Origin of the sequence: Micromonospora musae (assembly GCF_003626545.1) — a bacterium.
Lineage (GTDB): Bacteria > Actinomycetota > Actinomycetes > Mycobacteriales > Micromonosporaceae > Micromonospora > Micromonospora musae.
Genome location: NZ_RAZS01000001.1, coordinates 187417 through 214330, shown reverse-complemented (window position 1 = coordinate 214330; position 26914 = coordinate 187417). Strand labels below are relative to the sequence as shown.

The following is a 26914-nucleotide window of genomic DNA, read 5'->3' as shown; positions in this document are numbered from 1 at the left end:
GCCGCCCCCGGCTCGGCAGCCGGCGTGCCCGATCGCGCCGGCTGCCGCGGGGGCGTTCCTCGCGGCCGGGCGCACCGGCGACCGGTGTGATGACAGGCCGTTCATGTACCGGTCGGCGGAGAGCAACCTGCAACCTCTAGCCGGGATGCCCGAGCCCGGCTAGCGTCTAGGCATGGCACGGGGTTCTCCCGGGCCAACCGGCAAGCCCGGACCTGCGACCCACGCGCATGGGGCCCGCATCCGACCCCGTGTCCCCGGGCACCGGCGGTGGCGGAACGCGGATGGCCGGGTGCACATCCGCCGGAGCAGGCCTGTGACGACTCGCCGTACCACTGCCGGTGCCGATCAGACCCCGGCCGCGACTGCCGTGACCCGCCGAGCCACCCGGAGCCGCCGCACGGCGGCCACCGCGCCGGCCGACGCCAAGGAGCCCCGACCAGCCGGCCAATCCTTCGTTCTGGACACCTCGGTACTCCTCTCCGACCCGGCGGCCTTCCACCGGTTCTCCGAGCACGAGGTGGTCCTGCCGCTGGTGGTGATCTCCGAGTTGGAGGGGAAGCGCCACCATCCGGAGCTGGGCTGGTTCGCCCGGCAGTCGCTGCGCATGCTGGACGAGCTGCGGGTGCGGCACGGTCGGCTGGACCGGCCGGTGCCCGCGAACGACAGCGGCGGCACGCTGCGGGTGGAGCTCAACCACACCGACGACGGGGTGCTGCCGCCCGGCTTCCGCAACGAGAGCAACGACGCCCGCATCCTCTCCGTGGCGTTGAACCTCGCCGCCGAGGGGCGGGCGGTCACGCTCGTCAGCAAGGACATGCCGCTGCGGGTCAAGGCCGCTTCGGTCGGTCTGCGCGCCGACGAGTACCGGCACGGCCAGGCCAGCGACCCGACCTGGACGGGCATGGCCGAGCTGGAGCTGAGCGAGGAGCAGATCGGCCAGCTGTACGCCGGTGAGACGCTCGACCTGGACGAGGCGGCGGGGCTGCCCTGCCACACCGGCCTGGTGCTGCACTCCGGGCGGGGGTCGGCGCTCGGCCGGGTGCTGCCGGACAAGACGGTACGGCTGGTCCGCGGCGACCGGGAGGCGTTCGGCGTCCACGGTCGCTCGGCGGAGCAGCGGATCGCCCTGGACCTCCTGCTGGACGAGTCGGTCGGGATCGTGTCGCTGGGCGGCCGGGCGGGCACCGGTAAGTCCGCCCTCGCGCTCTGCGCCGGGCTGGACGCGGTGATGGAGCGTCGCCGGCACAAGAAGGTCGTCGTCTTCCGCCCGCTGTACGCCGTGGGCGGCCAGGAGCTGGGCTACCTGCCCGGCACCGAGTTGGAGAAGATGTCGCCCTGGGCCCAGGCGGTCTTCGACACTCTCGGCGCCGTGGTGCACGAGAACGTGCTGGAGGAGGTCACCAGCCGGGGGCTGCTCGAGGTGCTTCCGCTGACCCACATCCGGGGCCGCAGCCTGCACGACGCGTTCGTCATCGTGGACGAGGCGCAGTCCCTGGAGCGCGGTGTCCTGCTCACCGTGCTCTCCAGGATCGGGCAGGGTTCCCGGGTGGTGCTGACCCACGACGTGGCGCAGCGGGACAATCTCCGGGTCGGCCGGCACGACGGGGTCACCGCGGTGATCGAGGCATTGAAGGGGCATCAGCTCTTCGCCCACGTGACGCTCAGCCGTTCGGAGCGTTCGCCCATCGCGGCGATGGTGACGGATCTGCTGGAGGACAACCCGTTGTGATGACCCGTTAGTGCCAATTCATCCCGATTTTTGGTGTGACCCAAGTCACAAATCCGTCCCTTGGTTTCCCATCGGCCTCACCGTGCGCGATCGTGTCCCACGAGCGCTCACGCACCGAAGAGATCGTCAGGGATCATTCGTCACACCTGTCACGACACCGGTGCGTCGGCTGCGACCGGACGACGGTCGGGGCGCTCACGGCGCGGCCCGGCCGTTGACGACCCGGGCACCCGCCGTGTCCTTGCCCCCGACGAAGGGACCACTTCGTGAGTCGGCTGTGGAGCCGGTTGGGTGCCCGTACGGCCGCCGTCGCGCTGCTCTCCGTGGGCGTTGCCGGCGGCGTCTATCTCGGCGATGACCGGGAAGCCCAGCAAGAGGGCCTGACAGCACAGGTCAGCGCAGAGGTCGACCAGGCGGAGCACGAGTACCAGCGCGAGCGCCAGGCCGTCCACCAGGTGCAGTCCGCTCGGCAGCGGGCCGCCGAGTACCAGGCGAAGCTGCGCGCCGCCGAGGCCGCCAAGGCCGCCGCCGAGCGGGCCAAGCGGGCCGAGGAGGCGGCGGCGTCCCGCAAGCGCGAGCGCGAGAAGGCCGAAGAGGCCGAGAACGCGGCCGCGAAGCCGTACGACGGGCCGATCCCCGCCTCGTGCGAGGAGTACAGCGGCAACCGGAAGATCGGTTGCGCAGAGATGATCAAGGCGGGCTTCCCGATCAAGGAGTTCCCCTGCCTCGACAAGCTCTGGACCAAGGAGAGCGGCTGGAACCACAAGGCCCGCAACGCCTCGTCCGGCGCGTACGGCATCCCGCAGGCGAGGCCCGGCGACAAGATGAGCTCGGTGGCGGACGACTGGCAGACCAACCCGGCCACCCAGATCGAGTGGGGGCTGGGCTACATCGAGGGGCGGTACGACACCCCCTGCGGCGCCTGGGCGCACTCCCAGAGCAGCGGCTGGTACTGAGCCGGAAGCGTTCGGAAGCGGGGCGGGTGCTGAACACCCGCCCCGTTTTCCGTGCTCGGTACGAGACGTGAGTGGCGGTCGGGCGGGATTACTGATAGCAGTGGTGGGGTGACCCTGCTCTCCGGAAGCAACGACCCCCACCGGTTCGGCACCGAGGCGTTCTACGCCGCGCTCGGCCGTGCCTTCGTGGCGATGTGCGCGGTGGTGCCGTTCCTGTTCCTCATCGAGGTCGCCGACCAGGGTCTCTCGTTCGGTCTGGACGCGGCCGCGGGCATCATCCCGAAGCGGATCGACGGCCTGGACGGCGTCTTCTTCTCGCCGTTCCTGCACCACGGCTTCGACCACCTCTACAGCAACAGCATTCCGCTGATCCTGCTCGGCACCTTCGTGCTCGCCGCCGGCGCCCGCCGCTTCCTCTGGTCCACCCTGTTGATCATCCTGGTGAGCGGGCTCGGCGTCTGGTTCACCGGCTCGCCCAACTCGGTGGTGGTCGGCGCGAGCGGCGTGATCTTCGGCTACCTGGGGATCCTCTTCACCCGCGGCATCTTCGAGCGCAGCTGGTGGAACTTCGCAGTCTTCCTGCTGGTCGGGCTCCTCTACGGCTGGCAGCTGGTGGGCGTCCTGCCCACCGACGAGCGGATCTCCTGGCAGGGGCACCTGTTCGGGCTGCTCGGCGGGGTGGTCGCCGCCATCCTGTTCCGGCGTCGCCGGCACGACCCCAGCCGCTCGGAGTCCACCTTCTCCATGCCGTGAACAGGCTGGCCCAGGCCGCCGACCGCGCCGTCGCGGAGCACGACGCCGGGCCCGCGTACCCGCCGTGACCTGCCCGCGCGCCACCGGCGGGACATGCTTGCCCCGGGCCGGGCGAGGGCCATACCGTCGACATCAGCACGCGTTGATCCGCGAGCGGGAAGCGACGGTACGCCATGCGCGAGGTCGATGTCGCCGTGATCGGAGCCGGTCCGACCGGCCTCTTCGCGGCGTACTACGCCGGTTTCCGCGGGCTCTCGGTGGCGGTGATCGACGCGCTGCCGGAGCCGGGCGGCCAGGTCACCGCGATGTACCCGGAGAAGCTCATCCTCGACGTGGCCGGCTTCCCGTCGGTCAAGGGCCGCGACCTGGTGGCGAACCTGCTCGCCCAGGCCGCGCCCTTCGACCCGTGCTACCTGCTGGGCACCCGCGCCGAGAAGCTCACCTACGCCGATGAACGTCCGGTGCTCGGCCTCGCCGGCGGCGAGCGGCTGCGCTGCGGCGCGGTGGTCGTCACCGGCGGGCTGGGCAGCTTCACCCCACGGCCGCTGCCGGTCGCCGAGGAGTTCGTCGGGGCCGGGATCGTCTACTTCGTGCCGCAGCCGACCGAGCTGGCCGGCCGGGACGTGTTGATCGTGGGCGGCGGTGACTCCGCCTTCGACTGGGCGCTGACCCTGCACCCGCTGGCCCGCTCGGTGACGCTGGTGCACCGGCGGGAGAAGTTCCGGGCGCACGCCGCGACCGTCTCCCGGGTTCTGGCGTTGCCCATCCGGGTGGTGGTCAACGCCGAGGTCACCCGGCTGCTCGGTGCGGAGGTGGTCACCGGCGCGGAGATCACCGTACGGGGCGGCGCCCCGGAGACCCTGCCGGTCGACACCGTCGTCGCGGCGCTCGGTTTCACCGCCGACCTCGGCCCGCTCGCCGAGTGGGGACTCCGGTTGGACCGCCGGCACATCGTCGTCGACAGCACCATGGCCACGAACCTGCCCCGCGTCTTCGCGGCCGGCGACATCACCGAGTACCCGGGCAAGGTCCGGTTGATCGCCACCGGCTTCGGCGAGGCCGCCACGGCGGTGAACAACGCGGCCGTGGTGATCGACCCGAAGGCGCACCTCTTCCCGGGCCACTCCTCGGACGGAAGCTGACGGGTTAGGCGAGGAGACGCCGGTCGAGCGACCACCCGCCGGGCCCCGGGCCCGAACGGCGTGCGCCGAGCCGGGTCAGCGCGACGGGGCCAGGGCGGCGACGAGCACGGCGACCAGGGTGAGGGCGGCCCCGCCCAGGGTGGTGAGGCTGGGGTGCGAGGCGGCCGTCGGCACGACCAGGTCCACCAGGACGGCGCCGACGACCTGACCGGCGATGGTGGCCAGGCCGAGCAGCAGCACGCCGGTGAACCGGACGATCGCCGCGGCGACCGCGATGAAGACGATGCCGATCGGCCCACCCACGTAGAGCCAGGGCTCGGCGGGCAGGCTCCCGGCCGGCCAGCCGCGTACCGCCACGTCGATGGCGAACGCGACGAGCAGGGCCACGGTACCGACGGTGAAGTTCACCAGGGTGGCCGTCAGCGCGCTTCCCGAGGCCCCGCGAACCCGCCCGTTCACCGCCTGCTGCCAGGCGATGCCCACGCCGGCGAGCAGCGGCAGCACGGCGAGCACCAGCGTGTCCGGCTGGTCGAACCGGTCACTGACGGAGAGCAGCACCGCGACCACGGCGAGCGAGGCCGAGGCCAGCCGCTGGCCGGTGATCGGGTGCGCGCCGGCGGGGCCGATGCCCGCCCGGTCGACCGCCAGGCTGCTGCCGGACTGGCCGGCCACCACGGCCACGGTGAAGACCGCGACGCCGAGCGTGCCGATGGTGAGCCCCTGGGTGGCGACCAGGAACGCGCCGAACACCCCGCCCAGGCACTGCCAGGGCCGCAGCGCGCCGCCGCGCAGCGCCGTGCGCAGGGCGGTCAGACCACGCCGCCCGGTCGGGGAGGCGGGAACCAGCACCAGCAGCACCAGCAGCCCGATGCCGAAGGAGATCACCGCGGCGCCGAAACCGTCGCGGAGACGTACCCCCAGCTCGCCGTTGATCCGCGACTGCACGGCGACGGCGACCCCCGAGAGGGTCGCCAGACCCACCCCGGCGATCCGCTGGGTCGCCGGCAGGACGGGCCGTTCGGTGGTGGCGGCGCTCACTCCTGTTCGGCCAGGGGGCGGCCGTCGAAGTCGACGGCCGAGTAGAGCGCCAGCTTCTCCAGACGGTGGTACGAGTCGATCACGCGGATCGTGCCGCTCTTCGAGCGCATCACGATCGACTGGGTGTACGCCCCGCCGGCGCGGTAGCGCACCCCCCGCAGCAGGTCCCCGGAGGTCACCCCGGTGGCCACGAAGAAACAGTTGTCCCCGGTCACCAGGTCGTCGGTGAAGAGCACCCGGTCCAGGTCGTGCCCGGCGGCGAGCGCCTTCTCCCGTTCCTCGTCGTCCTTGGGCCAGAGCTTCGCCTGCATCATCCCGCCCATGCACTTGAGCGCGCAGGCGGAGGTGATCCCCTCGGGGGTGCCGCCGATGCCCATCAGCACGTCGACGTCCGACTCGCCCCGGGCCGCCGCGATGGCGCCGGCGATGTCCCCGTCGGAGATGAACCGGATGCCCGCGCCGGCCCGCCGGATCTGGTCGACCAGGTCCTTGTGCCGGGGCCGGTCCAGCACGCAGACCGTCACCTCGGAGACGTCGGTGCCCTTGACCCGCGCGATCCGCCGCAGGTTGTCGGCCACGCCCGCGTTGATGTCCACCACGTCCGCGTAGGCCGGGCCCACGGCGAGCTTCTCCATGTAGAAGACGGCGCTGGGGTCGAACATCGCGCCGCGCTCGGCGACCGCCAGTACCGCGAGGGCGTTCGGCATCCCCTTGCTCATCAGCGTGGTGCCGTCGATCGGGTCGACCGCGACGTCCACCTCCGGACCCGTCCCGTCGCCGACCTCCTCGCCGTTGAAGAGCATCGGGGCGTTGTCCTTCTCGCCCTCGCCGATCACCACGACGCCGCGCATCGGAATCGAGTTGATCAGTTTGCGCATGGCGTCGACGGCGGCCCCGTCGCCGCCCTCCTTGTCGCCACGGCCGACCCACCGGCCGGCGGCCATCGCCGCCGCCTCGGTGACCCGGACCAGGTCGAGGGCGAGGTTGCGGTCCAGATTCTGCGGGACGCGGGTCCTGGTGTTCGTCATGACGGCTCCTCCTCGCGACGGTGCGGGGTGGGCCGGGCGTCGCGGGCGTGCTCCGCTGCCGGCTATGTCGCTGATCCTCACACGATCGCGGATGCGGCGCTGGGGCGGGGCGGTGATGGCCCGGATACCGCCGGTCGGGGCGGCTGCGAGAATGGCGGGGTGGAACCCGCACAGCCAGCCGACCGCGTACCCACCGACCGGACCCCGACCGACGGCCCCGACCCGGCCACCGCCGGACCGGCGGACGCCCGCGCCGAGATCGACGGGCAGCCCGCCGAGACCCCGGTGGCTGCCGCCGACCGAGTGCCGGCGGCCGGCGAGCCGGCCCTGGTCGAGGCGAGCGCCGCGCTGCAGGATCCGCCCGAGGCCGGCCGGCCCGAGCCGTCGACGGCAGCCGCGCGGGAGTCTGCCGCGTCGCCGGTGGTGGCCGCCACGCGCCGTTCCGAGCGGTCACCGAAGGACATGGCGATCTCGCTGCTGGTGCTGCTGGTCCCGATCGCGCTGCTGTTGGCGTTCTACCGGGGCTTCCTCGGCGGTGACCAGCCGACCCCGGTCGACCCGGCGCCCGCCGTCGAGCAGGCCCAGGCCGCGAACGCCTTCCCGGTGAGCCAGCCGGCCGGTCTCGGCGAGGAGTGGCGTCCGGTGAACGCCCGCTACCAGGCGGCGGAGGGGGGCTCGACGCTGCGGATCGGCTACGTGACCCCGGAGGGGAAGGGAGCGCAGCTGCTGCAGAGCAACGTGCCCGCCGAGCAGTTGATCCCCACCGAGCTGACCGACCGGGCGCAGCCGCAGGGCCAGACCGAGCTGGCCGGGCGGAACTGGCAGCGGTACACCGCCCGGGAGAACGAGCAGGCGCTGGTGCTGCTGGAGCCCGGCCGTACGGTGATCGTCGTGGGCGACGCCCGGGAGAACGAGCTGCGCGAACTCGCCGGCTCGCTGCGCTGAGCCGACCACCCGGTCCCGAGGTCGATCGGCGATTTGTCGTCCCCGTTCCCGAAAAGGGGAAGCCGGGCGATTGTCCGGACCTTCGGCGGGGAACAGAGGAGGGGCGAGCGGGTCTGCCGATTTCTCGGCGGAGCCGGCTCGCGCGGCGTGGCCGAGGATCGCCACGCCGCCCCGTTCCGGCGCACGAGCCCGCGTCGGGTGACCTTCTCGGGAGACACGGATGACTGTTCGACGACGACTCGGCGCCGGCCTGGTGGCTGCCGCGCTCTTCACCCCGGGCCTCGCCGCGTGCAACGCCGAAGCCCCGGGAGGCGCCGCCTCGCCGACCGCCTCCGCAACGGCCACCGCCACCGGCAGCGCGTCGCCGGGGAGCGGTGACGCGAAGCAGGCGCTGCTCGCCTCCACGGCGGCGATCCGCGACGGCAACTTCCGGTTCAGCATGACCGGCGCCGGGAGCGCTGCCGAGGGGCAGGTGCACGAGCCGAGCCAGAGCGCGCGGATGAAGGTGTCGATCGGTGACGCCTCCTCCGACCTGTCGATGATGCTCGACGTGATCCACTCTCGGCCGGACAGCTGGGTGAAGGTCGACCTCGGCGGTCGGGCGGCGCAGAGCGTACCGGGGCAGGAGGCGCTGAACCTCGGCAAGTACCAGCACCTCGACCAGACCCGGATCAAGGGCAACCGCAATCTCGGCTTCGACTTCGACCGGCTCGACCCGGCCGGCAGTGAGGTGCTCACCCAGGGCGTCACCGAGGTACGGCGTACCGGCGAGGGCGCCTACGCCGGCACGATCGACGTGTCGAAGGCGGCCGAGGCCGGATCGCTGGACGCCACCATGATCACTGCGCTCGGGCCGCAGGCGAAGTCCGTCCCCTTCACCGCGCGCGTGGACGCCCAGGGCCGGCTCAGTGAGCTGGTGATCCAGGTCCCGGCGGCCGGTCAGCAGAAGGCTCAGGACGTGCGGATCACCTACTCGGACTACGGCAACGCCACCGCTGCCCAGAAGCCCGCGCCCGACCAGGTCGTCGAGGCCCCGGCCGAGCTGTACAACCTCTTCAACTGATCCGTCGCGGTTCTCGAGCCCTCGATCGCGGTTGCGGCACCCGTTCCGGGTGCCGCAACCGCGTCTCCGGCGGGTGGGCCCGGGGTGGGCGAGGTCAGGAGGTCTCGGCTTCCCGGGCGGCTTCGATTCGTGCCCGGGCGCCGTCCAGCCAGCGCTGGCAGATCACCGCCAGCGCCTCGCCCCGCTCCCAGAGCGCGAGCGACTCCTCCAGCGACGTGCCACCGGCCTCCAGGCGCTCGACCACCGACGCCAGCTCCGCGCGGGCCTGCTCGTAGCTGAGCCGCTCGTCCGGCCCGGCCTTCGTCTGCTCTGTCATCGGCTCCATCCCAGCACAAGGCCGTCCCGTGCCACGAGCGGCTTCCTGTCGTTCCGTAACTCGGCGCGGCTCGCAGGGCCGCCGCGGCAGATCGAGCGGGTCACCCGTCCACCGTCGCGGCCAGCTCGCCGTCGGCGAGGCGTACCCGCAGCGGGTCGCCCTTGCCCACCTCGGAGGCGGCCCGGACCACATGCCCGTCGGCGCGTTGGACGATCGCGTACCCGCGATCGAGCGTGGCCGCCGGAGAGAGCGCGCGGAGCCGGGCCAGGGTGTGCCGCAGCTCGTCGTCGGCGGCGGTGAGCCGGTGGCGCAGGCAGCGCCCGGAGCGCTGGCGGAGCAGGGTCAGCTCGGTGCTCCGCTGGTCGATCATGACCTGGGGGCGGGCCAGGACCGGCCGGGAGCGCAGCGCGTCGAGCCGGTGCGCCTCGCGGTCGATCAGGTTGCGTACGGCGCGTTCGAGGCGGTTGCGCGCCTGCCCGATGAGGCGTACCTCCTCCGACAGGTCCGGCACGACCCGCTTGGCCGCGTCGGTCGGTGTCGAGGCGCGCAGGTCGGCGACGTAGTCGAGCAGCGGCGCGTCGGTCTCGTGGCCGATCGCGCTCACCACCGGCGTGCGGCAGGCGAAGACCGCCCGGCAGAGTGCCTCGTCGGAGAAGGGGAGCAGGTCCTCGAGGCTGCCACCGCCTCGGGCGATGATGATCACGTCGATGGTCGGATCGGCGTCGAGCACCTTGAGCGCGTCGACGATCTGCGGCACCGCGCCGGGCCCCTGCACCGCCACGTTGACCGTGCGGAACTCCACTGCCGGCCAGCGCCGGCGGGCGTTGGTGAGCACGTCCCGTTCGGCCGCCGAGGCACGGCCGGTGATCAGACCGATCCGGTTGGGCAGGAACGGGGTGCGGCGCTTGCGGGCCCGGTCGAAGAGCCCCTCGGCGGCGAGCAGCTTCTTGAGCTTCTCCAGCCGGGCCAGCAGCTCACCGAGGCCCACCTGGCGGATCTCGTCGGCGCGCAGGCTCAGCGTGCCGCGGGCGGCGTAGAACTCGGGCTTGGCGTGCAGCACCACTCGGGCGCCCTCGCGCAGCTCGGGTGCGCCGGCGTCGAGAACGTCGCGGTTGGTGGTGACGGTGAGGCTCAGGTCGGCCGACGGGTCCCGCAGGGTGAGGAAGACGGTGCTGGCGCCGGGGCGGCGGCTGATCTGCGCCACCTGCCCGTCGACCCAGACCCAGCCGAGTCGGGCGATCCAGGCGCCGATCTTCTGGCTGACCACCCGGACCGGCCAGGGCTCCTCCGACGTGCTCCGATCCACCTCACCCGTGCTCACCCGCCCACCCTACGGCCCACCCCCGACCATCCTGCTGTTGATCATGGGGTTGACGGCGGAGTCGAGCTCCGGAACCGCCGTCAACCTCATGATCAACAGGGTGGGTGAGGCCACGGGCAGGTGGCACGGGTGGGGGTCGCAGCGGGAGCCCGGTCCCGGGCGGGCACGTACGATGGACGGGTGACTCAGGATGAAGCGACTCCCCGGACCGGTAAGCGCGTGCTCCTGGCCAAGCCCCGCGGCTACTGCGCGGGAGTCGACCGCGCGGTGCAGACCGTGGAGGAGGCGCTGAAGCTCTACGGCGCCCCGATCTACGTCCGTAAGCAGATCGTGCACAACAAGCACGTGGTGCAGACGCTCGAGGCGCAGGGCGCGATCTTCGTCGAGGAGAACGAGGAGGTGCCGGAGGGCGCCACCGTCGTCTTCTCCGCGCACGGCGTCGCGCCCGAGGTGTACGAGCAGGCGAAGTCGCGCTCACTGAAGGCGATCGACGCGACCTGCCCACTGGTCACCAAGGTGCACCACGAGGCGAAGCGCTTCGCCGCCGAGGACTACGACATCCTGCTGATCGGCCACGAGGGGCACGAGGAGGTCATCGGCACCTCCGGCGAGGCCCCCGAGCACATCCAGCTCGTCGACGGCCCGGACGCCGCCGACCAGATCACCGTCCGCGACCCCAACAAGGTCGTGTGGCTCTCCCAGACCACCCTCTCCGTAGACGAGACGCTGGAGACGGTCGCCCGGCTCAAGAAGCGGCTGCCGCTGCTCCAGTCCCCGCCCAGCGACGACATCTGCTACGCCACGTCGAACCGGCAGCACGTGGTCAAGCAGATCGCGCCGGACTGCGACGTGGTGCTCGTCGTGGGTTCGCGGAACTCGTCCAACTCGGTCCGGCTCGTCGAGGTCGCGCTGGACGCCGGCGCCCGCGGCGGCCACCTGATCGACTTCGCGCACGAGATCGACGACGCCTGGCTCGCCGACGCCCGTACGGTCGGCGTGACCTCCGGCGCGAGCGTCCCCGAGGAGCTGGTGCAGGAGGTGCTCGAGCACCTCGCCGCGCGGGGCTTCGGCGAGGTCGAGGAGATCACCACCGCCAACGAGCGGCTCACCTTCTCGCTCCCCCAGGAGCTCAAGCGGGACATGCGGGCCGCCGCCGCGGCGCGTGGCTGACCCGGGAACTCCCGGCCGTCCCGACACGTCCGATACCGGTATGAGGACCCTTCGGCTCGCCGCCGTCGCCCTGGTCGCCGTCGCCGCGCTGAGCGCCTGCGGCGGTCAGGACGGCACCGGCACCACGACCCCCACGCCCACCGCCACGGGAGCAGCTCCGGTGACCGACCAGCCCGCGAACCCGTCCACCTCTCCGACCGACCCGGCCACGCCCACGCCGGCCTCGACCCCGCCGCGCGGGACGATCAAGCCGGGCGGTCCCACCCTGCCGCCGCCGGTCGGCGGCACCGAGCTGACCGGCACGATCGTGGCCGGCGTCGAGCCGAACTGCCTGCTGCTCGACGGCTACCTGCTGATCGGTGGCCCGCGCGACGTCCTCGCCGTGGGTGCCGAGGTGACCGTCAGCGGACGCGTCCAGCCCGGCATGATGACCACCTGCCAGCAGGGCACCCCGTTCGTCGTGGAGGCCGCGCGGCGCTCCTGAGGCGGGTGCCCCGGCCGCCTCGGCGAGCCGGGATCAGCGCGACGGCAGCTCGTTCTCGGCCGCGTCGAGCAGCTCCGGCGCCTGCGGCTGCCGGGGCGCCAACTCGACCTGCGCCGGGGCCTCCAGCTCCCGGTCCGAGACGCCCAGCTCGGCGAGCTTGCGGGCACTGACCAGCACCCGCGCCTCCAACGAGCCGACCGCCCGGTTGTACGCGGTCACCGCGCTGCCCAGCGCCGTACCGAGCTTGGAGACGTGGTCGCCGAGCGTGGCGAGCCGGCCGTGCAGCTCCCGGGCCAGCGAGTGCACCGCCGCCGCGTTGCGGGCCAGCGCCTCCTGCCGCCAGGAGTAGGCGACGGTACGCAGCAGCGCGACCAGGGTGGCCGGGGTGGCCAGCACCACGTTGCGGGCGAAGGCGTGCTCCAGCAGCGTCGGGTCGCGCTGGAGGGCCACGTCGAGGAAGGGATCCGCCGGCACGAAGAGCACCACGAACTCCGGTGTGCTGTCGAACGCGGCCCAGTAGGTCTTGGCGGCCAGGGCGTCGACGTGCGCCCGCAGGTGCCGGGCGTGCGCGTCGAGGTGGGTGTCCCGGCTGCGCTCGTCGCGCGCCTCCATCGCCGTGAGGTACGCGTCGAACGGTGCCTTGGCGTCGACCACCACCGAGCGGCCGCCGTGCAGTCGTACGACCAGGTCGGGGCGGACCACCTGGTGATCGGTGGCTGCCGTGACCTGCTCGGCGAAGTCGCAGTGCTCCAGCATGCCGGCCGCCTCGACGATCCGGCGCAGCTGGTGCTCGCCCCATCGGCCGCGGACCTGCGGGGCGCGCAGCGCCGCCACGAGCTGCTTCGTCTCGGTGCGCAGCTCACCCGAGACCACGCTCATCGAGCGCACCTGCTCACGCAGCTCCGCGTACGCGTCGACCCGCTCGTGCTCCAGGTCGGCAACCCGCTGCTCGTAGCGGCGCAGGGTCTCGTGCAGCGGCGCGACGGCCCGGGAGACCGCCTCCTGGGACTGCGCGGTCGCCTCGTAGCTCAGCGCCCGGAGGGACTGCTCCAGCCGCCCCTCGCCCTCGCGCGTGGCGCGCAGGGTGGCGTCCAACCGGGCGATCTCGGCCGAGGCGCGGGACCGGGCGGCGAGCCACCCCACCGCGCCGCCGGCGCTGAGACAGACCACCACCACGGCGAGCGTCGGGAAGTCCATCACCGAAGCTTGCCAAACGCGTACGACCTTGCCGGCTTCGGTACCGTCGTGGCCATGAAAATTCTGCTCGTGGTCGTCCTCGTGGCGGTGGTCGTGGGTGCGTTGGTCTGGTGGCGGCGCGAGACGGCTGCCCGGCACGCCCGCGAGCTGGCTGACGTGCGCGCCGACGCCCAGCGCTGGTACGAGCGTCTCGGCGGCCAGGTGATGAACCTGCACGGTGACGAGCCCGCGGTGCGGCAGGCGCTGGTCGACGCGTCCGAGCGGTACAACGCCGCCGGAAGTCAGCTGGAGCAGGCCGCGACGGTGCACCAGTTCCGGCTGGCCCGGGAGACGGCGCTGGAGGGGCTCGCCTACGCGCGGGCGGCCCGGATCGCGCTCGGCATCGATCCCGGCCCCGAGCTGCCGCCGCTGACCGCCGCGGCGGGCACCGGGGAGCTGACCCGGGAACGGCAGGTCGAGGTGCAGGGGCAGACCTTCAAGGCGGGGCCCCAGCCGGGCCGGGATACGCCGTACTACTACCCGGGCGGCCGGTTCCAGGGGCGGCCGGTGCCGGCCGGCTGGTACTCGACGCCCTGGTGGAAGACCGCGCTCGGCGCCGGAGCGGGGGTGCTCGGCGGCGTGCTCATCGCCGACGCCCTCTTCTCGCCCGCCTTCGCCGACCCGGGTTACGGCTACGAGGCCGGCTACCAGGAGGGCTTCGCCGACGGCAACGACTTCGGTGACCAGGGCGGCGCGGACCAGGGCGGCGGCGATTTCGGCGGTGGCGGCGATTTCGGCGGGGGCGACTTCGGCGGCGGCGACTTCGGGGGTGGCGGCGACTGATCCCGCCCCGCGCGGCGCGCGCCCCGACCGGCGCGGAAGAGCCTGATACCGCTGCAGCATTTTATGACTCAGCGGTATCAGGCTCTCGTCGGTGAGTGTGCGAATCCGGAGGCCCCAGCTTCCGACGCGCGCCTGGAAGCGGCGCCCCTGCCGGAGACCTGGCAACTCGTCCGCGCGCCCTCCGGGCCGGCCCGAACGTGCCGCGCGGCGGTCAGCCCGTGTTGCGCATCCCGGCCGCGATCCCGTTGACCGTGGTGAGCAGCGCCCGCTCCAGCGCCGTACCGTCGCTGGGAGCCCGCCGACCGCCCGGCGCGGTGGCGACCGCCCGGCCGGCGGCGCCCGAGTCGCGGTACTGACGCAGCAGCGCCACCTGGAGGTGGTGCAGCGGCTCCAGGTAGGTGTCCCGCACCGCGAGGGTGCGCTGCAGCACCGGGGAGCTGTCGAGCAGCGCGGGGGACCCGGTGACGGCGAGCACCTCACGCCGGGTCAGCTCGTACTCCTGCTCGATCTTCTCGAAGATCGGGTGGAGCTGCTCCGGTACGAGCGTCTCGACGTAGCGCCGGGCGATGCCGAGGTCGGTCTTGGTCAGCATCATCTCCACGTTCGACAGGAACGTGCCGAAGAAGTGCCAGTTTCGGTGCATCTCGGCCAGCACGTCGGCGAGGCCGGCCTCGCGGGCCGCGGCCAGCCCGGAGCCGACCCCGAACCAACCCGGCACGATCTGCCGGGTCTGCGTCCAGCCGAAGACCCACGGGATGGCCCGCAGACCGGCCAGGCCCGCTCCCGTGTTCGGTCGCTTCGCCGGGCGGGAACCGATGTTGAGAGCCCCGAGCAGCTCGGTCGGCGTGGACGCCCAGAAGTACGCGGGCAGGTCCGGATCCTCCACCAGCGACCGGTACGACCGGTACGCCGACGCCGAGACGACGTCCATGGCGGCGTCCCACCGCTCCAGCATCTCGGCGGGCTGCCGCGGCGCGGTGTGCAGCAGGGTCGCCTGGAGCACCGCGGCCAGGGTCAGCTCCAGGTTCTCCCGGGCCAGCGACGGCAGGGTGTACTTGTCGGAGATGACCTCACCCTGCTCGGTCACCTTGATCGCGCCGTCGAGGGTGCCGTACGGCTGGGCCAGGATCGCCTCGTGCGTCGGCCCGCCGCCGCGCCCCACCGTGCCGCCACGACCGTGGAAGAGGCGCAGGTGGACCCCGTGCCGGGCGGCCACGTCACGCAGCGCCCGCTGCGCCCGGTGGATCGACCACTGGCTGGTGGTGATGCCCGCCTCCTTGTTGGAGTCGGAGTAGCCGAGCATGACCTCCTGCACGTCGCCGCGGGCCGCGACCAGCGCCCGGTAGGCCGGCAGGGAGAGCAGCTCGTCGAGGAGTTCACCGCCGGCGTTCAGCTCCGCCGGGGTCTCCAACAGCGGCACGAAACCGACCCGGGCCCGGCCGCTGTGCACGTCCACCAGGCCGGCCTCGCGGGCGAGCACCACCGCGGCGAGCACGTCGTCCACGCCGAGCGTCATCGAGATGATGTACGACTCGATGACCTCGTCGCCGAACCGGTCCTGCGCCTCGCGGACGGCGCTGAAGACGTCGAACGTCTTGCGGGCCGGCTCGGTGAGCGGGGTGTCCAGGGTGGAGAGCGGCCGGCGACCGGTCAGCTCGTCGGCGAGCAGCTTCGTCCGCTCCAGCCGGCTGAGCGCCGGATAGTCCGAGACCTCGCCGACGGCGGCGTAGAGCTGCGCCAGCACCGCGTGGTGCGCCTCGGCGTGCTCCCGGACGTCCATCGTGGCCAGGTGCAGACCGAACGCGGAGACGGTGCGGATCGTCGAGGCGAGCCGTCCCACGGCGGTGAGCTGGCCGGAGTTGCGGGCCAGCGAGGCGCGCAGCAGCTCCAGGTCGGCGATCAGCTCGCTGGAGCCCCGGTAGTCGCGGCCCGGCACGTGCGGCGTGCCCTGCCGTAGCCGCTCGCGGGTGTTGGCCAGCTTGGCCTTCACACAGCGCGCCTTGAGCCGGTACGGCTCCTCGGCGTTGACCCGGCGGAACCGGGGTGCCACCTCGGGCAGCGCGTCCAGGTCGGCGGCGAGGCTCGCGGAGAGGTCCAGCGACACCCCGCGCAGTCGCCGGGAGACCGACACCTCGTTGATCAGGTGCTCCATGGCCGTCTCGGTGGCCTGGATGCCGTGCTCGTGCTGGATCCGCAGGACCTCGCGGGTCACGGTCGGGGTGACGAACGGGTTGCCGTCCCGGTCGCCGCCGATCCACGTGCCGAAGCTCAGCGGCCGGGCGGTCGGCGAGGTCTCCACGCCGAGGGCGCGCAGCGTCTCGGCGAGGTCGTCGAGGACCTGCGGGGCGGCCTCGGCGTACAGGTCGCGCAGGTAGTAGATGGCGTTGCGGGCCTCGTCGGTCGGGTCCGGCCGATCCAGCCGCAGCTCGTCGGTCTGCCACATGAGGTCCAGCAGCTCGGCGAGGCGCCGGTTCGCCGGGCCCTCGTCGCTCGCCCCGTAGAGGATCGCGTTGGCGGTCTCGGCGTCCAGTTCGTCGGCGATCGCGCGCAGCTTCGACAGGATCGACCGGCGGGCCGCCTCGGTCGGGTGCGCGGTGAAGACCGGCCGGACGGCGAGCCGGCGGGCCACGGCGGCGACCTCCTCGGCCGGCACCCCGCGCTCGGCGATCATCTTGGCCGCCTGGTCCAGCCAGCCGCCGTGCGTGGCCCGGCGGCGGCGCAGGTCACGGGCCCGGTGCACCTGCTCGGTGATGTTCGCGAGGTGGAAGTAGGTGGAGAAGGCCCGGGCCAGCTTGGTGCCGGTGGTCACGTCGAGCGTGGCGAGCCGCTGGGCGGCGGTGGGGGCCTCGGAGCGGACCAGCGCGCGGATCTCCTCGACGAGGTCGAGCAGCGGGCGGCCCTCCTGGCGGGCGAGGGTCTGGCCGAGCAGGGTGCCGAGGCGGCGGATGTCGGCTCGCAGGGCGGCGTCGGGGCCGTCGTGGTCGTGCTGGTCGGTCACGGGGCGCTCCTTACGTGGCGTACGAAGGACAGCGCTGTCCGACTTACTGGATCGTATCCGCGTGGACGTGGATGTAAGGAGGGGACCCTGGCTATCGCTTTTTTCATAGCCGGGGGCTCTTGCCATCGTCGCGGGCCGGTCGTAGGTGAGGCTCGGACGCTCTCCACCCGTGGAAAAGGGATTGTCGAGCCGACTAGCGTTCGATCATGCCGCCGTTGCGTTATCCGCCGAAACCGAAACCGGGCGACCGCGTCGCCGTCGTCTCGCCCTCCGCCGGGCTCCCGGCGATCTTCCCCCACGTGTACGAGCTGGGGCTGCGGCGCCTGCGGGAGGAGTTCGGCCTGGAGCCCGTCGAGTACCCGACCACCCGGGTGATGGGTGCCGACCCCCGGGACCGGGCCCGGGACCTCACCGCCGCGTTCGCCGATCCGTCGATCACCGCCGTGCTGGCGACCGTCGGCGGCGACGACCTGATCACCGTCACCCCGCACCTGGACGACGCGGTGCTGCGCGCCAACCCGAAGCCGTACTTCGGGTACTCCGACAACACCAACGTCCTCAACCACCTGCACCGGCTCGGGGTGGTCGCGTACCACGGTGGGTCGGTGCTGGTGCACCTCGGCCGTGCCGGCGCGCCGCACCGGCTGACCTTCGACTCGCTGCGCGCCGCCCTCTTCACCTCCGGCTGGTACGAGCTGACGCCCGCGCGGGAGTGGGGCGACGAGCCGCGCGACTGGCGTGACCCGGCGGCGCTGGCCGAGGAGCCGGTGATGTTCCCCGGCGAGGGCTGGCGCTGGCAGGGCCCGGAGCGGGTGGTGCAGGGGCCGACGTGGGGTGGGAACCTGGAGATCCTGCACTGGTTGCTGGCCGCCGATCGGGTCCCCTCGGCCGCCGAGCTGGCCGGCTCGGTGTTGATCCTCGAGACCTCCGAGGAGCTGCCGCCGGACACCGAGGTCTTCCGGATCGTGCGGAACATGGGCGAGCGCGGCCTGCTCGCCGGGTTCCCCGCCATCGTGGTCGGCCGGCCGAAGGCGTGGGAGTTCGACAAGCCGCACACGCTGGAGCAGCGGATCGCCTGGGGCGAGGCGCAGCGGGCGGCGGTCACGAAGGCGCTGGCCGCGTACCACCCGGACGCCGTGGTGGTCTTCGACGTCGACCTCGGTCACACCGACCCGCAGTTGATCATCCCGTACGGCGGCGAGATGCGGATCGACGCCATCGAACGCCGGATCAGCGTGCGCTACTGAGCCCCCGGCCGGGATCCCCGCAGCCTCCCGGAGGTCGCCGGCTCCGCCTCGGCCGAGGCGGCGACCTCCGGGCGGTCGTCGCGCCGGGTGTCAGGCGTCGACCACCGCGAACGCGCGGACCGGGAAGGTGCCCATGCCGGCGACCCGGGGCGGGGCGGCGGTGAACCGGAAACCGTCCGGCGGCAACGCGTCGAGACCGGTCAGGTGCTCCACGATCGGGATGCCGGCGGCGAGCAGGGCGGTGTGCGCCGGGCGCTCGCCGTTCGCCGCCGGGCTCATGTCGTCGATGTTGATCGAGTCGATGCCGACCAGCGCGGCTCCCGCCTCGGCGAGGGCCCGTGCGGCCTCCCCGGTCAGGTGGGGCGCCTCGGGCGCGCCGTACCGCGGGGTGCCGAAGTGGGCGGCCCAGCCGGTGTGCAGCAGCACCGCCCTGCCGGCCACGTCGTACGGGGCGAGCATCAGCCGGTCCAGCGCCCGGGCGCCGGGCGGCACCCGGACCACGATCCCGGGCAGGTCGGCGAGGCGGTCCAGCGGCACCCCGGTCAGGTCGGCCCCGTCGGGGAAGCGGTGCGCCGGGGTGTCCAGGTACGTGCCGGTGTTGGCGATCATGTCGATCCGGCCGACCTGGAACTCGGTGCCCGGGGCGTAGTTCGCCCGGGATGCCTCCCGGGTCAGCCACTCGCTCACCCGGGGCGCCGGCCAGCCAGGCAGGGTGACCAGCCCGTCGTGGATGACGTGACTCAACTCGACGAGCCGGCGGCCGCCGGGCGCCGCGCCGGCCACACCCCGGCCGCCCTTGTGCGGCTCCTGGATGATCGTCACGTTGCTGATCCGTACCTCGGCCACCATCAGCAGGCCGAGGTGGCGGACCAGGAGCGCCGCCAGGTCGGCGTCGCCGATCTTCCGGCCGGGGAGGTCCAGCCGGAAGCCCTCCGTACGCAGCCCGCCGCCGTTGGCGAAGCTCACCTCGGCGTCGAACTGCGCCCGCCACTGCTCGCTCATCCCGAAACCCGACCACGGCGCCCCGCGCCCGGTCAAGATCCCCACCCGTCCTCGAGGATCCGCGCGACTCCGGGGAGGCCGCAGCTGCGGGGAAGTAGCGGCCTCCGCCGGCCCGGAGACCACCACTTCGGGGAAGTTGCGCGGATCTTGCTGGATCGACCCGGCGGTGCGCCGTCCGCCGGCGGGTGGGCAGGTGACGGGCGGGGCGGAACGGGGCCACCGTCGGTCGGCGGAGATAGGCTGGTGGTCGTGCACCCCCCGTCCGGCTGGACGCGGGGTCTCTGTCGTGTGCCCCGAGCGCACCACACGCGTCGACTCCTCTGGAAGTGATCGCAGATGCTCACCGGACTCTTCTCCGCCGCCCTGGCCGACCCCGGGCTGGCCCGGGCGCGTGACCTGGCGCGCTCCGGTGCCGCGCAGGCCGACGGCCTCGACATCACCGCCCCGTCGGCGCTGCGCCCGTTCGCGGTGGCCGCCGTGGCCGCCGACGCCGGTCCGGAGGGCGCCGGTGGCGCCGGCCGGCCGGTCCTCGCGGTCACCGCGACCACCCGGGAGGCCGACGACCTCGCCGCCGCCCTGGGCAGCCTGCTGCCGGCGGAGCAGGTGGCGGTCTTCCCGTCCTGGGAGACGCTGCCCCACGAGCGGCTCTCGCCCCGCTCCGACACCGTCGGCCGACGGCTCGCCGTGCTGCGCCGGCTGGCCCACCCGGAGGCGGCGGACGCGCACGGTCGTACCGGCCCGCTGCGGGTCGTGGTCGCCCCGGTGCGCTCGTTGCTGCAACCCCAGCTCAAGGGGCTCGGCGACCTGGAGCCGGTGCAGCTGGCCCCCGGCGCCGAGGCCGACCTGGAGGAGGTCGCCCGCCGGCTCACCGACATGGCGTACGCCCGGGTCGACCTGGTCACCAAGCGCGGCGAGTACGCCGTACGCGGCGGCATCCTCGACGTCTTCCCGCCCACCGACGAGCACCCGTCCCGGGTCGAGTTCTGGGGCGACGAAGTGGAGGAGATCCGCACCTTCGCCGTCGCCGACCAGCGGACCATCGAGCAGGTCGACCAGCTCTGGGCACCGCCGTGCCGGGAGCTGCTGCTCACCCCGCAGGTGCGGGAACGGGCCGCGGCGCTGGCCGAGCAGCACCCGGAGCTGGCGGAGATTCTCGACAAGCTCGCCGAGGGCATCCCGGTCGAGGGGATGGAGTCGCTGGTCCCGGCGCTGCTCGGCGACGAGAGCCTGGAGCTGCTGCTGGACGTGCTGCCGGCCGGCACCCACGTGCTGCTCTGCGACCCGGAGCGGATCCGCACCCGGGCGCACGACCTGGTCCGTACCTCCGAGGAGTTCCTCCAGGCCAGCTGGGCCGCGGCGGCCGTCGGCGGTCAGGCGCCGGTCGACCTCGGCGCGGCCGCCTTCCGCAGCCTCGCCGAACTGCGCGCCGCCGCCGGCAAGCTGGGCCAGGCGTGGTGGACGCTCTCCCCGTTCGGCCTCATCGAGGCGGAGGCCACCCCGGCGCGGCAGCCCTGGGAGGACGCGCCGGACGAGGCCACCGTCACCCCCGACGACGCGATCTCGGTGACGCTGGCCGCGCAGCCGGCGCCGCTCTACCACGGCGAGACCGCGCGGGTGGTCGAGGACCTGAAGCGTTGGGCCGGCGAGGGCTGGTCGATCGCGCTGGTCTTCGAGGGGCACGGTCCCGCCACGCGAGCCGTCGAGGTGCTTCGCGACGCCGGGCTGGGCGCCCGGCTCACCGAGCAGGTGCCCGCCGCGCCGACCGGCGGTGAACTCCTGGTCACCTGCGGCTCGCTCAGCGCCGGCTTCGTCGACGAGGCGTCCCGCTTCGTGCTGCTCACCGGCAACGACCTCACCGGCGGTCGGGGCACGTCGACCCGCGACATGCGCAAGATGCCGAGCCGGCGGCGCAACACCATCGACCCGCTGGAGCTGAAGGCCGGCGACTACGTGGTGCACGAGCAGCACGGCATCGGCCGCTACGTCGAGCTGGTGCAGCGCACCGTCAACGGGGCCAGCCGGGAGTACCTGGTCATCGAGTACGCCGCGAGCAAGCGCGGCCAGCCCGGCGACCGGCTCTTCGTCCCGACCGACCAGCTCGACCAGCTCAGCCGGTACGTCGGCGGTGAGCAGCCCACGCTGCACAAGATGGGTGGCTCGGACTGGCAGAAGTCCAAGGCCCGCGCCCGCAAGGCGGTCCGGGAGATCGCCGCCCAGCTGATCCAGCTCTACGCCGCCCGGAAGGCGTCCAAGGGGCACGCGTTCGGCCCGGACACGCCGTGGCAGCGGGAGCTGGAGGACGCGTTCCCGTGGCAGGAGACGCCGGACCAGCTCGCCGCGATCGAGGAGGTCAAGCGGGACATGGAGCAGACGGTCCCGATGGACCGGCTGATCTGCGGCGACGTCGGCTACGGCAAGACCGAGATCGCGGTACGGGCGGCGTTCAAGGCGGTGCAGGACGGCAAGCAGGTCGCCGTGCTGGTGCCGACGACACTGCTCGTGCAGCAGCACTACAACACCTTCGCCGAGCGGATGGGCCAGTTCCCGTTGACCATCCGGCAGCTGTCCCGGTTCCAGACCCCGAAGGAGGCCGAGCAGACCCTCGCGATGGCCGCGGACGGGACGGTCGACATCGTCATCGGCACCCACCGGCTGCTCCAGGCGGCGACCCGGTTCAAGTCGCTCGGCCTGGTGATCGTCGACGAGGAGCAGCGCTTCGGCGTCGAGCACAAGGAGCACCTGAAGACGATGCGCGCCTCGGTCGACGTGCTGAGCATGTCGGCCACGCCGATCCCGCGCACGCTGGAGATGGCCATCACCGGCATCCGGGAGATGTCCACCATCGCCACCCCGCCGGAGGAGCGGCACCCGGTGCTCACCGCCGTCGGGGCGTACGACGACCGGCAGGTGGCCGCCGCCGTGCACCGGGAGCTGCTCCGCGACGGGCAGGTCTTCTACCTGCACAACCGGGTCGAGTCGATCGAGCGGGCGGCCCGACGCATCCGGGAGCTCGTGCCCGAGGCGCGGGTCGCGGTGGCGCACGGGCAGATGAGCGAGGAGGCGCTCGAGAAGGTGATGGTCGGCTTCTGGGAGAAGGAGTTCGACGTACTGGTCTGCACCACGATCGTCGAGTCCGGTATCGACATCCCGAACGCCAACACCCTGATCGTCGAGCGCGCCGACCTGCTCGGCCTGGCCCAGCTGCACCAGATCCGGGGCCGGGTCGGCCGGGGTCGGGAGCGGGCGTACGCGTACTTCCTCTACCCGCCGGAGAAGCCGCTCACCGAGCACGCGCACGAGCGGCTGGCCACCATCGCCCAGCACACCGAGCTGGGCGCCGGCATGTACGTGGCCATGAAGGACCTGGAGATCCGGGGCGCCGGCAACCTGCTCGGTGGTGAGCAGTCCGGGCACATCGAGGGCGTGGGCTTCGACCTGTACGTGCGGATGGTCGGCGAGGCGGTGCAGGCGTTCAAGGGCGAGGGTCCCGAGGAGGAGACCGACGTCAAGATCGACCTGCCGATCGACGCGCACCTGCCGCACGACTACGTGGGGGTGGAGCGGCTGCGGCTGGAGATGTACCGCAAGCTCGCCGAGGCGCGCGACGAGGAGCGGCTGCGCGAGGTGGTCGCCGAGATGACCGACCGGTACGGCGAGCCGCCCGTCCAGGTGCAGAACCTGGTCGCGGTGGCCCGGTTCCGGCTGCTGGCCCGCCGGTACGGCCTCACCGACGTCTCCATGCAGGGCAAGCACCTTCGGTTCAGCCCGCTGCCGTTGCCGGACTCGAAGCAGCTGCGGCTCAAGCGCTACCACCCGGACGCGGTCTACAAGCAGGCCGCCGACCAGGTCAGCGTGCCGCGGCCGAGTACCCGTCGGGTCGGCGGCGAGCCGCTGCGCGACCAGGCCCTGCTGGAGTGGTGCGCCCAGCTCCTCTCCGACGTCCTCGGCGAACCCGCCCTCGCGGCCACCCCCGCCTGACCCTCCGCCCCTCCGCCCCTCCGCGTCGATCATGAAGTTGTTGCTGCGACACACCGCCACCACGCGCAACAACTTCATGATCGCGGGTGGTGGGGCCGGGCCGGGTGGGGGGCGTCACAGGTGGATGGTCGGCGTGAGAGAGTGACCTTCATGCGTGCTCGCCGACTCATCGCCGCCGCCAGCGTCGCGGCCCTCGCTGTGCTCTCCCTCGCCGCCTGCGGCCGGTCCGCGCCCGACGTCGCCGCGTACGTCGGTGACGCCACCTGGTCGACCGAGCGGGTCGACGCGATCTACGACGACGTCCAGGCGGATTTCGGTGAGGCCGTGCGCCAGGAGCTCGGCCGCACCGGGGTGAGCCCGTCGCCCGAGCAGCTGCGGTCCACGGTGACCCGGCAGGACGTGCTGAACCTGCTGGTCAGCCTCGAGCTGGGCAAGCGCGTCGTGGCCGAGAAGAACCTGCAGGTCGCGGACAACGTCAGCGCGACGCAGCTGGAGAGCGTGCTGCGGGTGCCGGCCACGACCGAGTACACCCGGCTGTGGAGCGAGTGGATCGACATCCTCGAGGCGCTGAACCAGCAGCTCCCGCCGGCCGAACTCAGCGACGACTCCGTGATGGCCGTCTACCACGCCATCGCCGAGACCGGCGCGATCGACAGCGGGCTCTCGGTGGCGGAGGTCCGCCAGGCCTTCGGCGACGGCGGTTTCGTGCGCAGCGCGACGGCGGTCAGCGTCGCCCTCCAGGAGGAGGCCGAGCGGGCTGACGTGTCGGTCAACCCGCGGTTCCGCTCCCTCGGCGTGCCGTCCTTCGTGAGCGGCCCGCAGGGCCCCATCGTGTACGCGTTGCCGTACGTCGACGAGGATGGCCCGGTGACCGACATCTCCACCCCGGAGCCGCCCCAGTCGAGCGAGCCGGCCGAGCCGGTCGACCCGAACGACCCGGCCGGAGTGACCGAGCCGGTGCGCAACTGAGCATGTCGGCCCGGATCGTCCTGCTGGTCACCTCGCCCCGGCTGCCGGCCGGGCTGCTGAGCGCGGCCGCGTGGGACGTCGTACGCTCCGCTCCGGTGCTGACCGGCGCGGAGAGCGAGTCGACGGTGGCGATCCGTGCCGTCGGCGGTCGGGTCACGGTGGTCGACGGCCCGGCGACGCAGGCGTTGCTCGACGCGGTCCGCGAGCACGGCACCGTGGTCTGGTTGGCCGGGCCGAGCGGTGACGAGGCGCTCGCGCGGGAGCTGGGGCTGCGGCTGGCCCGGGAGCCCGGCCTGGCGGAGCTGGAGCTGATGTACGGCTCGTGGGACCCGCCCGGCGCCCGGCTGCTCGACGCGGTCGCCGTGATGGACCGGCTGGCCTCTCCCGGTGGTGATCCGTGGAAGCGGGCGCAGACGCACGAGAGCCTGTCCCGGTTCCTGCTGGAGGAGTCCTACGAGGCGTACGACGCGATCAGCGCCGGTGACACCGACGCCCTCCGGGAGGAGCTGGGCGACGTGCTGCTCCAGGTGGTGCTGCACGCCCGGCTCGCCGAGGAGCTGCCCGAGGGCGAGCGGTGGAACGTGGACGACGTGGCGGGCGGCCTCGTCGAGAAGATGATCCGGCGCAATCCGCACGTCTTCGCCGGTGTCGAGGCGGAGACCCTGGAGGAGATCACCGCCAACTGGGACCGGATCAAGCGGGCCGAGAAGCCGAACGGTTCCGTGCTGGACGGGGTCGCCCTCAGCCAGCCGGCGCTCGCCCTGGCCGCGAAGATCCTGGAGCGCGCCGAGCGGTTCGGGTTGGCCGTGCCGCCGCCGCTCGCGCAGGGGCAGGTGGACGCGGAGGCGCGGCTGGGTGCCGGTCTGCTGGCCACTGTCGCCGCCGCCCGCGAGGCCGGTCTCGACCCGGAAGCGGCTCTCCGCCGCGCCGCCCTCTCCTACGCCGAAGCCATCCGCGCCGCCGAACCCCCCACCCCCGAACCCCCCACCCAGCCAAGTTGATCAAGAGGTTCGCGTCAGAAACGGCCACCCCGGTGACGCAAACCTCTTGATCACCGCGGCTGGGGCCGGGCGGGGGTTCGGGGGGAGTGCGGGCCGAGTCGGTAGGGTCGGCGGGTGGAATCGTTTGCCCCGCTGGCCGAGCGGATCGTCGAGGCGCTGCTGGAGAGCCGACCCGATCTGGCCTCGTCCGCCGGTGACCACCGCTTCGACGACCAGCTGCCCGACTTCTCGCCCGATGGGCGCACGGCCGACCGGGCCATGCTCACCGACGCCGCCAACGCGCTCTCCGAGATCGACGGGGACGCGCTGGAGGACGAGGAGCGGGTCGACCACGCCCTGCTCAGCGCCCTCGTCGACCGGGAACTCTTCGAGCTGACCGAGATCCGGGCGTACGAGTGGGACCCGCTCCGGCACAACCCGGGTCCGCTGCTGCACGCGATCGTGGCCCGCCCGTACGCCCCGGCGGACGTGCGGCTGACGCAGCTCGCCGGGCGGCTCGCCGCCGTACCGGACACCCTGGCGATCGCCCGGGGGACGCTGCGTGACATGCCGCGGATCCACGCGGAGACCGCAGTCGGTCAGTTCACCGGCACGGCGGCGCTGATCCGCGACGAGGTGCCGGCGCTGCTCGCCCAGGCCCCGGAGCTGTACGACCGGGTGGAGCCGGCCGCCACCGCGGCGATCGCGGCCGTGGAGGAGTTCGTCGCCTGGCTGCGCACCGGACTCGCCGCCGACGCCGGCCCGGGACGTGATCCGCGGCTGGGCCGGCGCCGCTGGGAGGCGCGGCTCTGGCACACCCTCGACACCGAGCTCGGTGCCCCGGAGATCCTGAAGCGGGCCTGGGCCAACCTGGACCGGATCACCGAGCAGATCCGGGAGGCGGCGGTCGAGCTGGTCGGTGGTCCCGCCGACGACGAGACCGTACGCCGGGCGCTGGGTCTGCTCGCGGCCGAGCATCCGGACGACGCGACCATCGTGGAGCTCGCCTCGAACACCCTCGACGAGGCGACCGACTTCGTCCGCGCCCACGACCTGGTCACGCTGGTGGACGACCGGTGCGTGATCCAGGAGATGCCGGAGTTCGCGCGGGGCGTGGCGGTCGCCTACTGCGACGCGCCCGGGCCGCTGGAGGTCGCCGACGTCCCCACCTTCTACTGCCTCGCGCCGACCCCGGCGAGCTGGTCCGCGCAGCGGGTCGAGTCGTTCTACCGCGAGTACAACAACCACATGATCCGCAACCTGACGGTGCACGAGGCGATGCCGGGGCACTTCCTCCAGCTCGCGCACGCCCGCCGGTACGCCGGTGGAACCCGGGTGCGGGCGCTCGCCGAGTCCGGCCCCTTCATCGAGGGGTGGGCGGTCTACGCCGAGGAGGTGATGACCGGGCTCGGCTTCGGTGGCGTGCCGGTGCGGTTGCAGCAGCTCAAGATGCAGCTGCGGATGACCATCAACGCGCTGCTGGACCAGCTGGTGCACTGCGAGGAGCTGTCCGAGGCGGAGGCGATGGCGCTGATGACCGAGCGGGGGTTCCAGGAGGAGGGCGAGGCGGCCGGAAAGTGGCGGCGGGCCCTGCTGACCTCCACCCAGCTCTCCACGTACTTCGTGGGCTACACCGAGGTCGCCGAGATCGCCGCGGCCCGGCCGGAGGGTGTGCCGCTGCGGGACTGGCACGACGCGATGCTCGGCCACGGCAGCCCACCGCCGCGCCACCTTCGGTCCCTGCTCGACCTGTAGGGGCCTCGCCCGGGTGCTCCT

At 73.0% G+C, this 26914-nt stretch carries 21 protein-coding genes; 14 read left to right on the top strand and 7 right to left on the bottom strand.

The features are described from left to right. Positions 1-313: 313 nt before the first annotated feature. The 4 genes from D7147_RS00990 to D7147_RS00975 all read left to right on the top strand — a co-directional run bounded on the left by D7147_RS00990 (position 314) and on the right by D7147_RS00975 (position 4580). Positions 314-1729 (top strand): PhoH family protein, encoded by a 1416-nt coding sequence (locus tag D7147_RS00990; RefSeq protein ID WP_120673339.1) that lies wholly within the window; start codon positions 314-316, stop codon positions 1727-1729. 266 nt (positions 1730-1995) lie between these two features. Then, positions 1996-2685 carry an aggregation-promoting factor C-terminal-like domain-containing protein gene (locus tag D7147_RS00985; RefSeq protein WP_120673338.1) on the top strand — a complete coding sequence of 230 codons (690 nt, stop codon included), beginning with the start codon at positions 1996-1998 and terminating at the stop codon, positions 2683-2685. 108 nt (positions 2686-2793) lie between these two features. Beyond that, a complete protein-coding gene (locus tag D7147_RS00980; RefSeq protein ID WP_120673337.1) occupies positions 2794-3438 on the top strand; it encodes a rhomboid family intramembrane serine protease in 645 nt (214 codons plus the stop codon). 173 nt (positions 3439-3611) lie between these two features. Further along, positions 3612-4580: an NAD(P)/FAD-dependent oxidoreductase gene (locus tag D7147_RS00975; RefSeq protein WP_120673336.1), complete on the top strand. Its 969-nt coding sequence runs from the start codon at positions 3612-3614 to the stop codon at positions 4578-4580. 75 nt (positions 4581-4655) lie between these two features. Here the strand turns inward: D7147_RS00975 and D7147_RS00970 are convergent, their stop codons facing one another. After that, a complete protein-coding gene (locus D7147_RS00970; RefSeq protein WP_120673922.1) occupies positions 4656-5588 on the bottom strand; it encodes a DMT family transporter in 933 nt (310 codons plus the stop codon). Positions 5589-5614: 26 nt separating this feature from the next. Then, positions 5615-6646 (bottom strand): class II fructose-bisphosphatase, encoded by a 1032-nt coding sequence (glpX, locus tag D7147_RS00965; protein WP_120673335.1) that lies wholly within the window; start codon positions 6644-6646, stop codon positions 5615-5617. Positions 6647-6805: 159 nt separating this feature from the next. Between glpX and D7147_RS00960 the strand changes: the two genes are divergently transcribed. Both D7147_RS00960 and D7147_RS00955 read left to right on the top strand, forming a co-directional pair. Next, positions 6806-7591, top strand: coding sequence for a DUF4245 family protein (locus tag D7147_RS00960; protein WP_120673334.1), 786 nt, complete (start codon positions 6806-6808; stop codon positions 7589-7591). 220 nt (positions 7592-7811) lie between these two features. Then, the gene (locus D7147_RS00955) at positions 7812-8654 is read left to right on the top strand and encodes a hypothetical protein (RefSeq protein WP_120673333.1); all 843 of its coding nucleotides are present in this window, start codon (positions 7812-7814) and stop codon (positions 8652-8654) included. Between the two features lie 94 nt (positions 8655-8748). On the opposite strand, the gene D7147_RS00950 is transcribed toward D7147_RS00955, so the two are convergent. Then, positions 8749-8970, bottom strand: coding sequence for an exodeoxyribonuclease VII small subunit (locus tag D7147_RS00950; protein WP_120673921.1), 222 nt, complete (start codon positions 8968-8970; stop codon positions 8749-8751). Positions 8971-9070: 100 nt separating this feature from the next. Next, the gene (gene xseA / locus D7147_RS00945) at positions 9071-10291 is read right to left on the bottom strand and encodes an exodeoxyribonuclease VII large subunit (RefSeq protein WP_199716775.1); all 1221 of its coding nucleotides are present in this window, start codon (positions 10289-10291) and stop codon (positions 9071-9073) included. Between the two features lie 180 nt (positions 10292-10471). Between xseA and D7147_RS00940 the strand changes: the two genes are divergently transcribed. Then, positions 10472-11461: a 4-hydroxy-3-methylbut-2-enyl diphosphate reductase gene (locus D7147_RS00940; protein WP_120673332.1), complete on the top strand. Its 990-nt coding sequence runs from the start codon at positions 10472-10474 to the stop codon at positions 11459-11461. Between the two features lie 40 nt (positions 11462-11501). Then, a complete protein-coding gene (locus D7147_RS00935; protein WP_120673331.1) occupies positions 11502-11945 on the top strand; it encodes a hypothetical protein in 444 nt (147 codons plus the stop codon). 33 nt (positions 11946-11978) lie between these two features. Here D7147_RS00935 and D7147_RS00930 read toward each other — a convergent pair whose 3' ends face one another. Next, on the bottom strand, positions 11979-13142 hold the full coding sequence (locus tag D7147_RS00930) for a DNA recombination protein RmuC (RefSeq protein ID WP_120673330.1): 1164 nt from the start codon (positions 13140-13142) through the stop codon (positions 11979-11981). A 54-nt stretch (positions 13143-13196) separates the two neighbouring features. Between D7147_RS00930 and D7147_RS00925 the strand changes: the two genes are divergently transcribed. Beyond that, positions 13197-13964 (top strand): hypothetical protein, encoded by a 768-nt coding sequence (locus tag D7147_RS00925; RefSeq protein ID WP_120673919.1) that lies wholly within the window; start codon positions 13197-13199, stop codon positions 13962-13964. A 211-nt stretch (positions 13965-14175) separates the two neighbouring features. Here the strand turns inward: D7147_RS00925 and ppc are convergent, their stop codons facing one another. Then, a complete protein-coding gene (ppc, locus tag D7147_RS00920; protein ID WP_120673329.1) occupies positions 14176-16962 on the bottom strand; it encodes a phosphoenolpyruvate carboxylase in 2787 nt (928 codons plus the stop codon). A 206-nt stretch (positions 16963-17168) separates the two neighbouring features. Between ppc and D7147_RS00915 the strand changes: the two genes are divergently transcribed. After that, the gene (locus D7147_RS00915; protein ID WP_120673328.1) at positions 17169-18209 is read left to right on the top strand and encodes a S66 family peptidase; all 1041 of its coding nucleotides are present in this window, start codon (positions 17169-17171) and stop codon (positions 18207-18209) included. Between the two features lie 90 nt (positions 18210-18299). On the opposite strand, the gene D7147_RS00910 is transcribed toward D7147_RS00915, so the two are convergent. Next, positions 18300-19211, bottom strand: coding sequence for a cyclase family protein (locus D7147_RS00910; RefSeq protein ID WP_120673918.1), 912 nt, complete (start codon positions 19209-19211; stop codon positions 18300-18302). 336 nt (positions 19212-19547) lie between these two features. Here D7147_RS00910 and mfd point away from each other — a divergent pair, with 336 nt between their 5' ends. The 4 genes from mfd to D7147_RS00890 all read left to right on the top strand — a co-directional run bounded on the left by mfd (position 19548) and on the right by D7147_RS00890 (position 26893). Further along, complete coding sequence (mfd, locus tag D7147_RS00905) at positions 19548-23189, top strand: transcription-repair coupling factor (RefSeq protein ID WP_120673327.1); 3642 nt, start codon at positions 19548-19550, stop codon at positions 23187-23189. Positions 23190-23339: 150 nt separating this feature from the next. Next, positions 23340-24158, top strand: a complete 819-nt coding sequence (locus tag D7147_RS00900) for a hypothetical protein (RefSeq protein ID WP_120673917.1) — start codon at positions 23340-23342, stop codon at positions 24156-24158. Between the two features lie 2 nt (positions 24159-24160). Beyond that, the gene (locus tag D7147_RS00895) at positions 24161-25159 is read left to right on the top strand and encodes a nucleoside triphosphate pyrophosphohydrolase (RefSeq protein ID WP_120673326.1); all 999 of its coding nucleotides are present in this window, start codon (positions 24161-24163) and stop codon (positions 25157-25159) included. A gap of 114 nt (positions 25160-25273) precedes the next feature. Then, complete coding sequence (locus D7147_RS00890; protein WP_120673325.1) at positions 25274-26893, top strand: DUF885 domain-containing protein; 1620 nt, start codon at positions 25274-25276, stop codon at positions 26891-26893. Positions 26894-26914 lie beyond the last annotated feature (21 nt).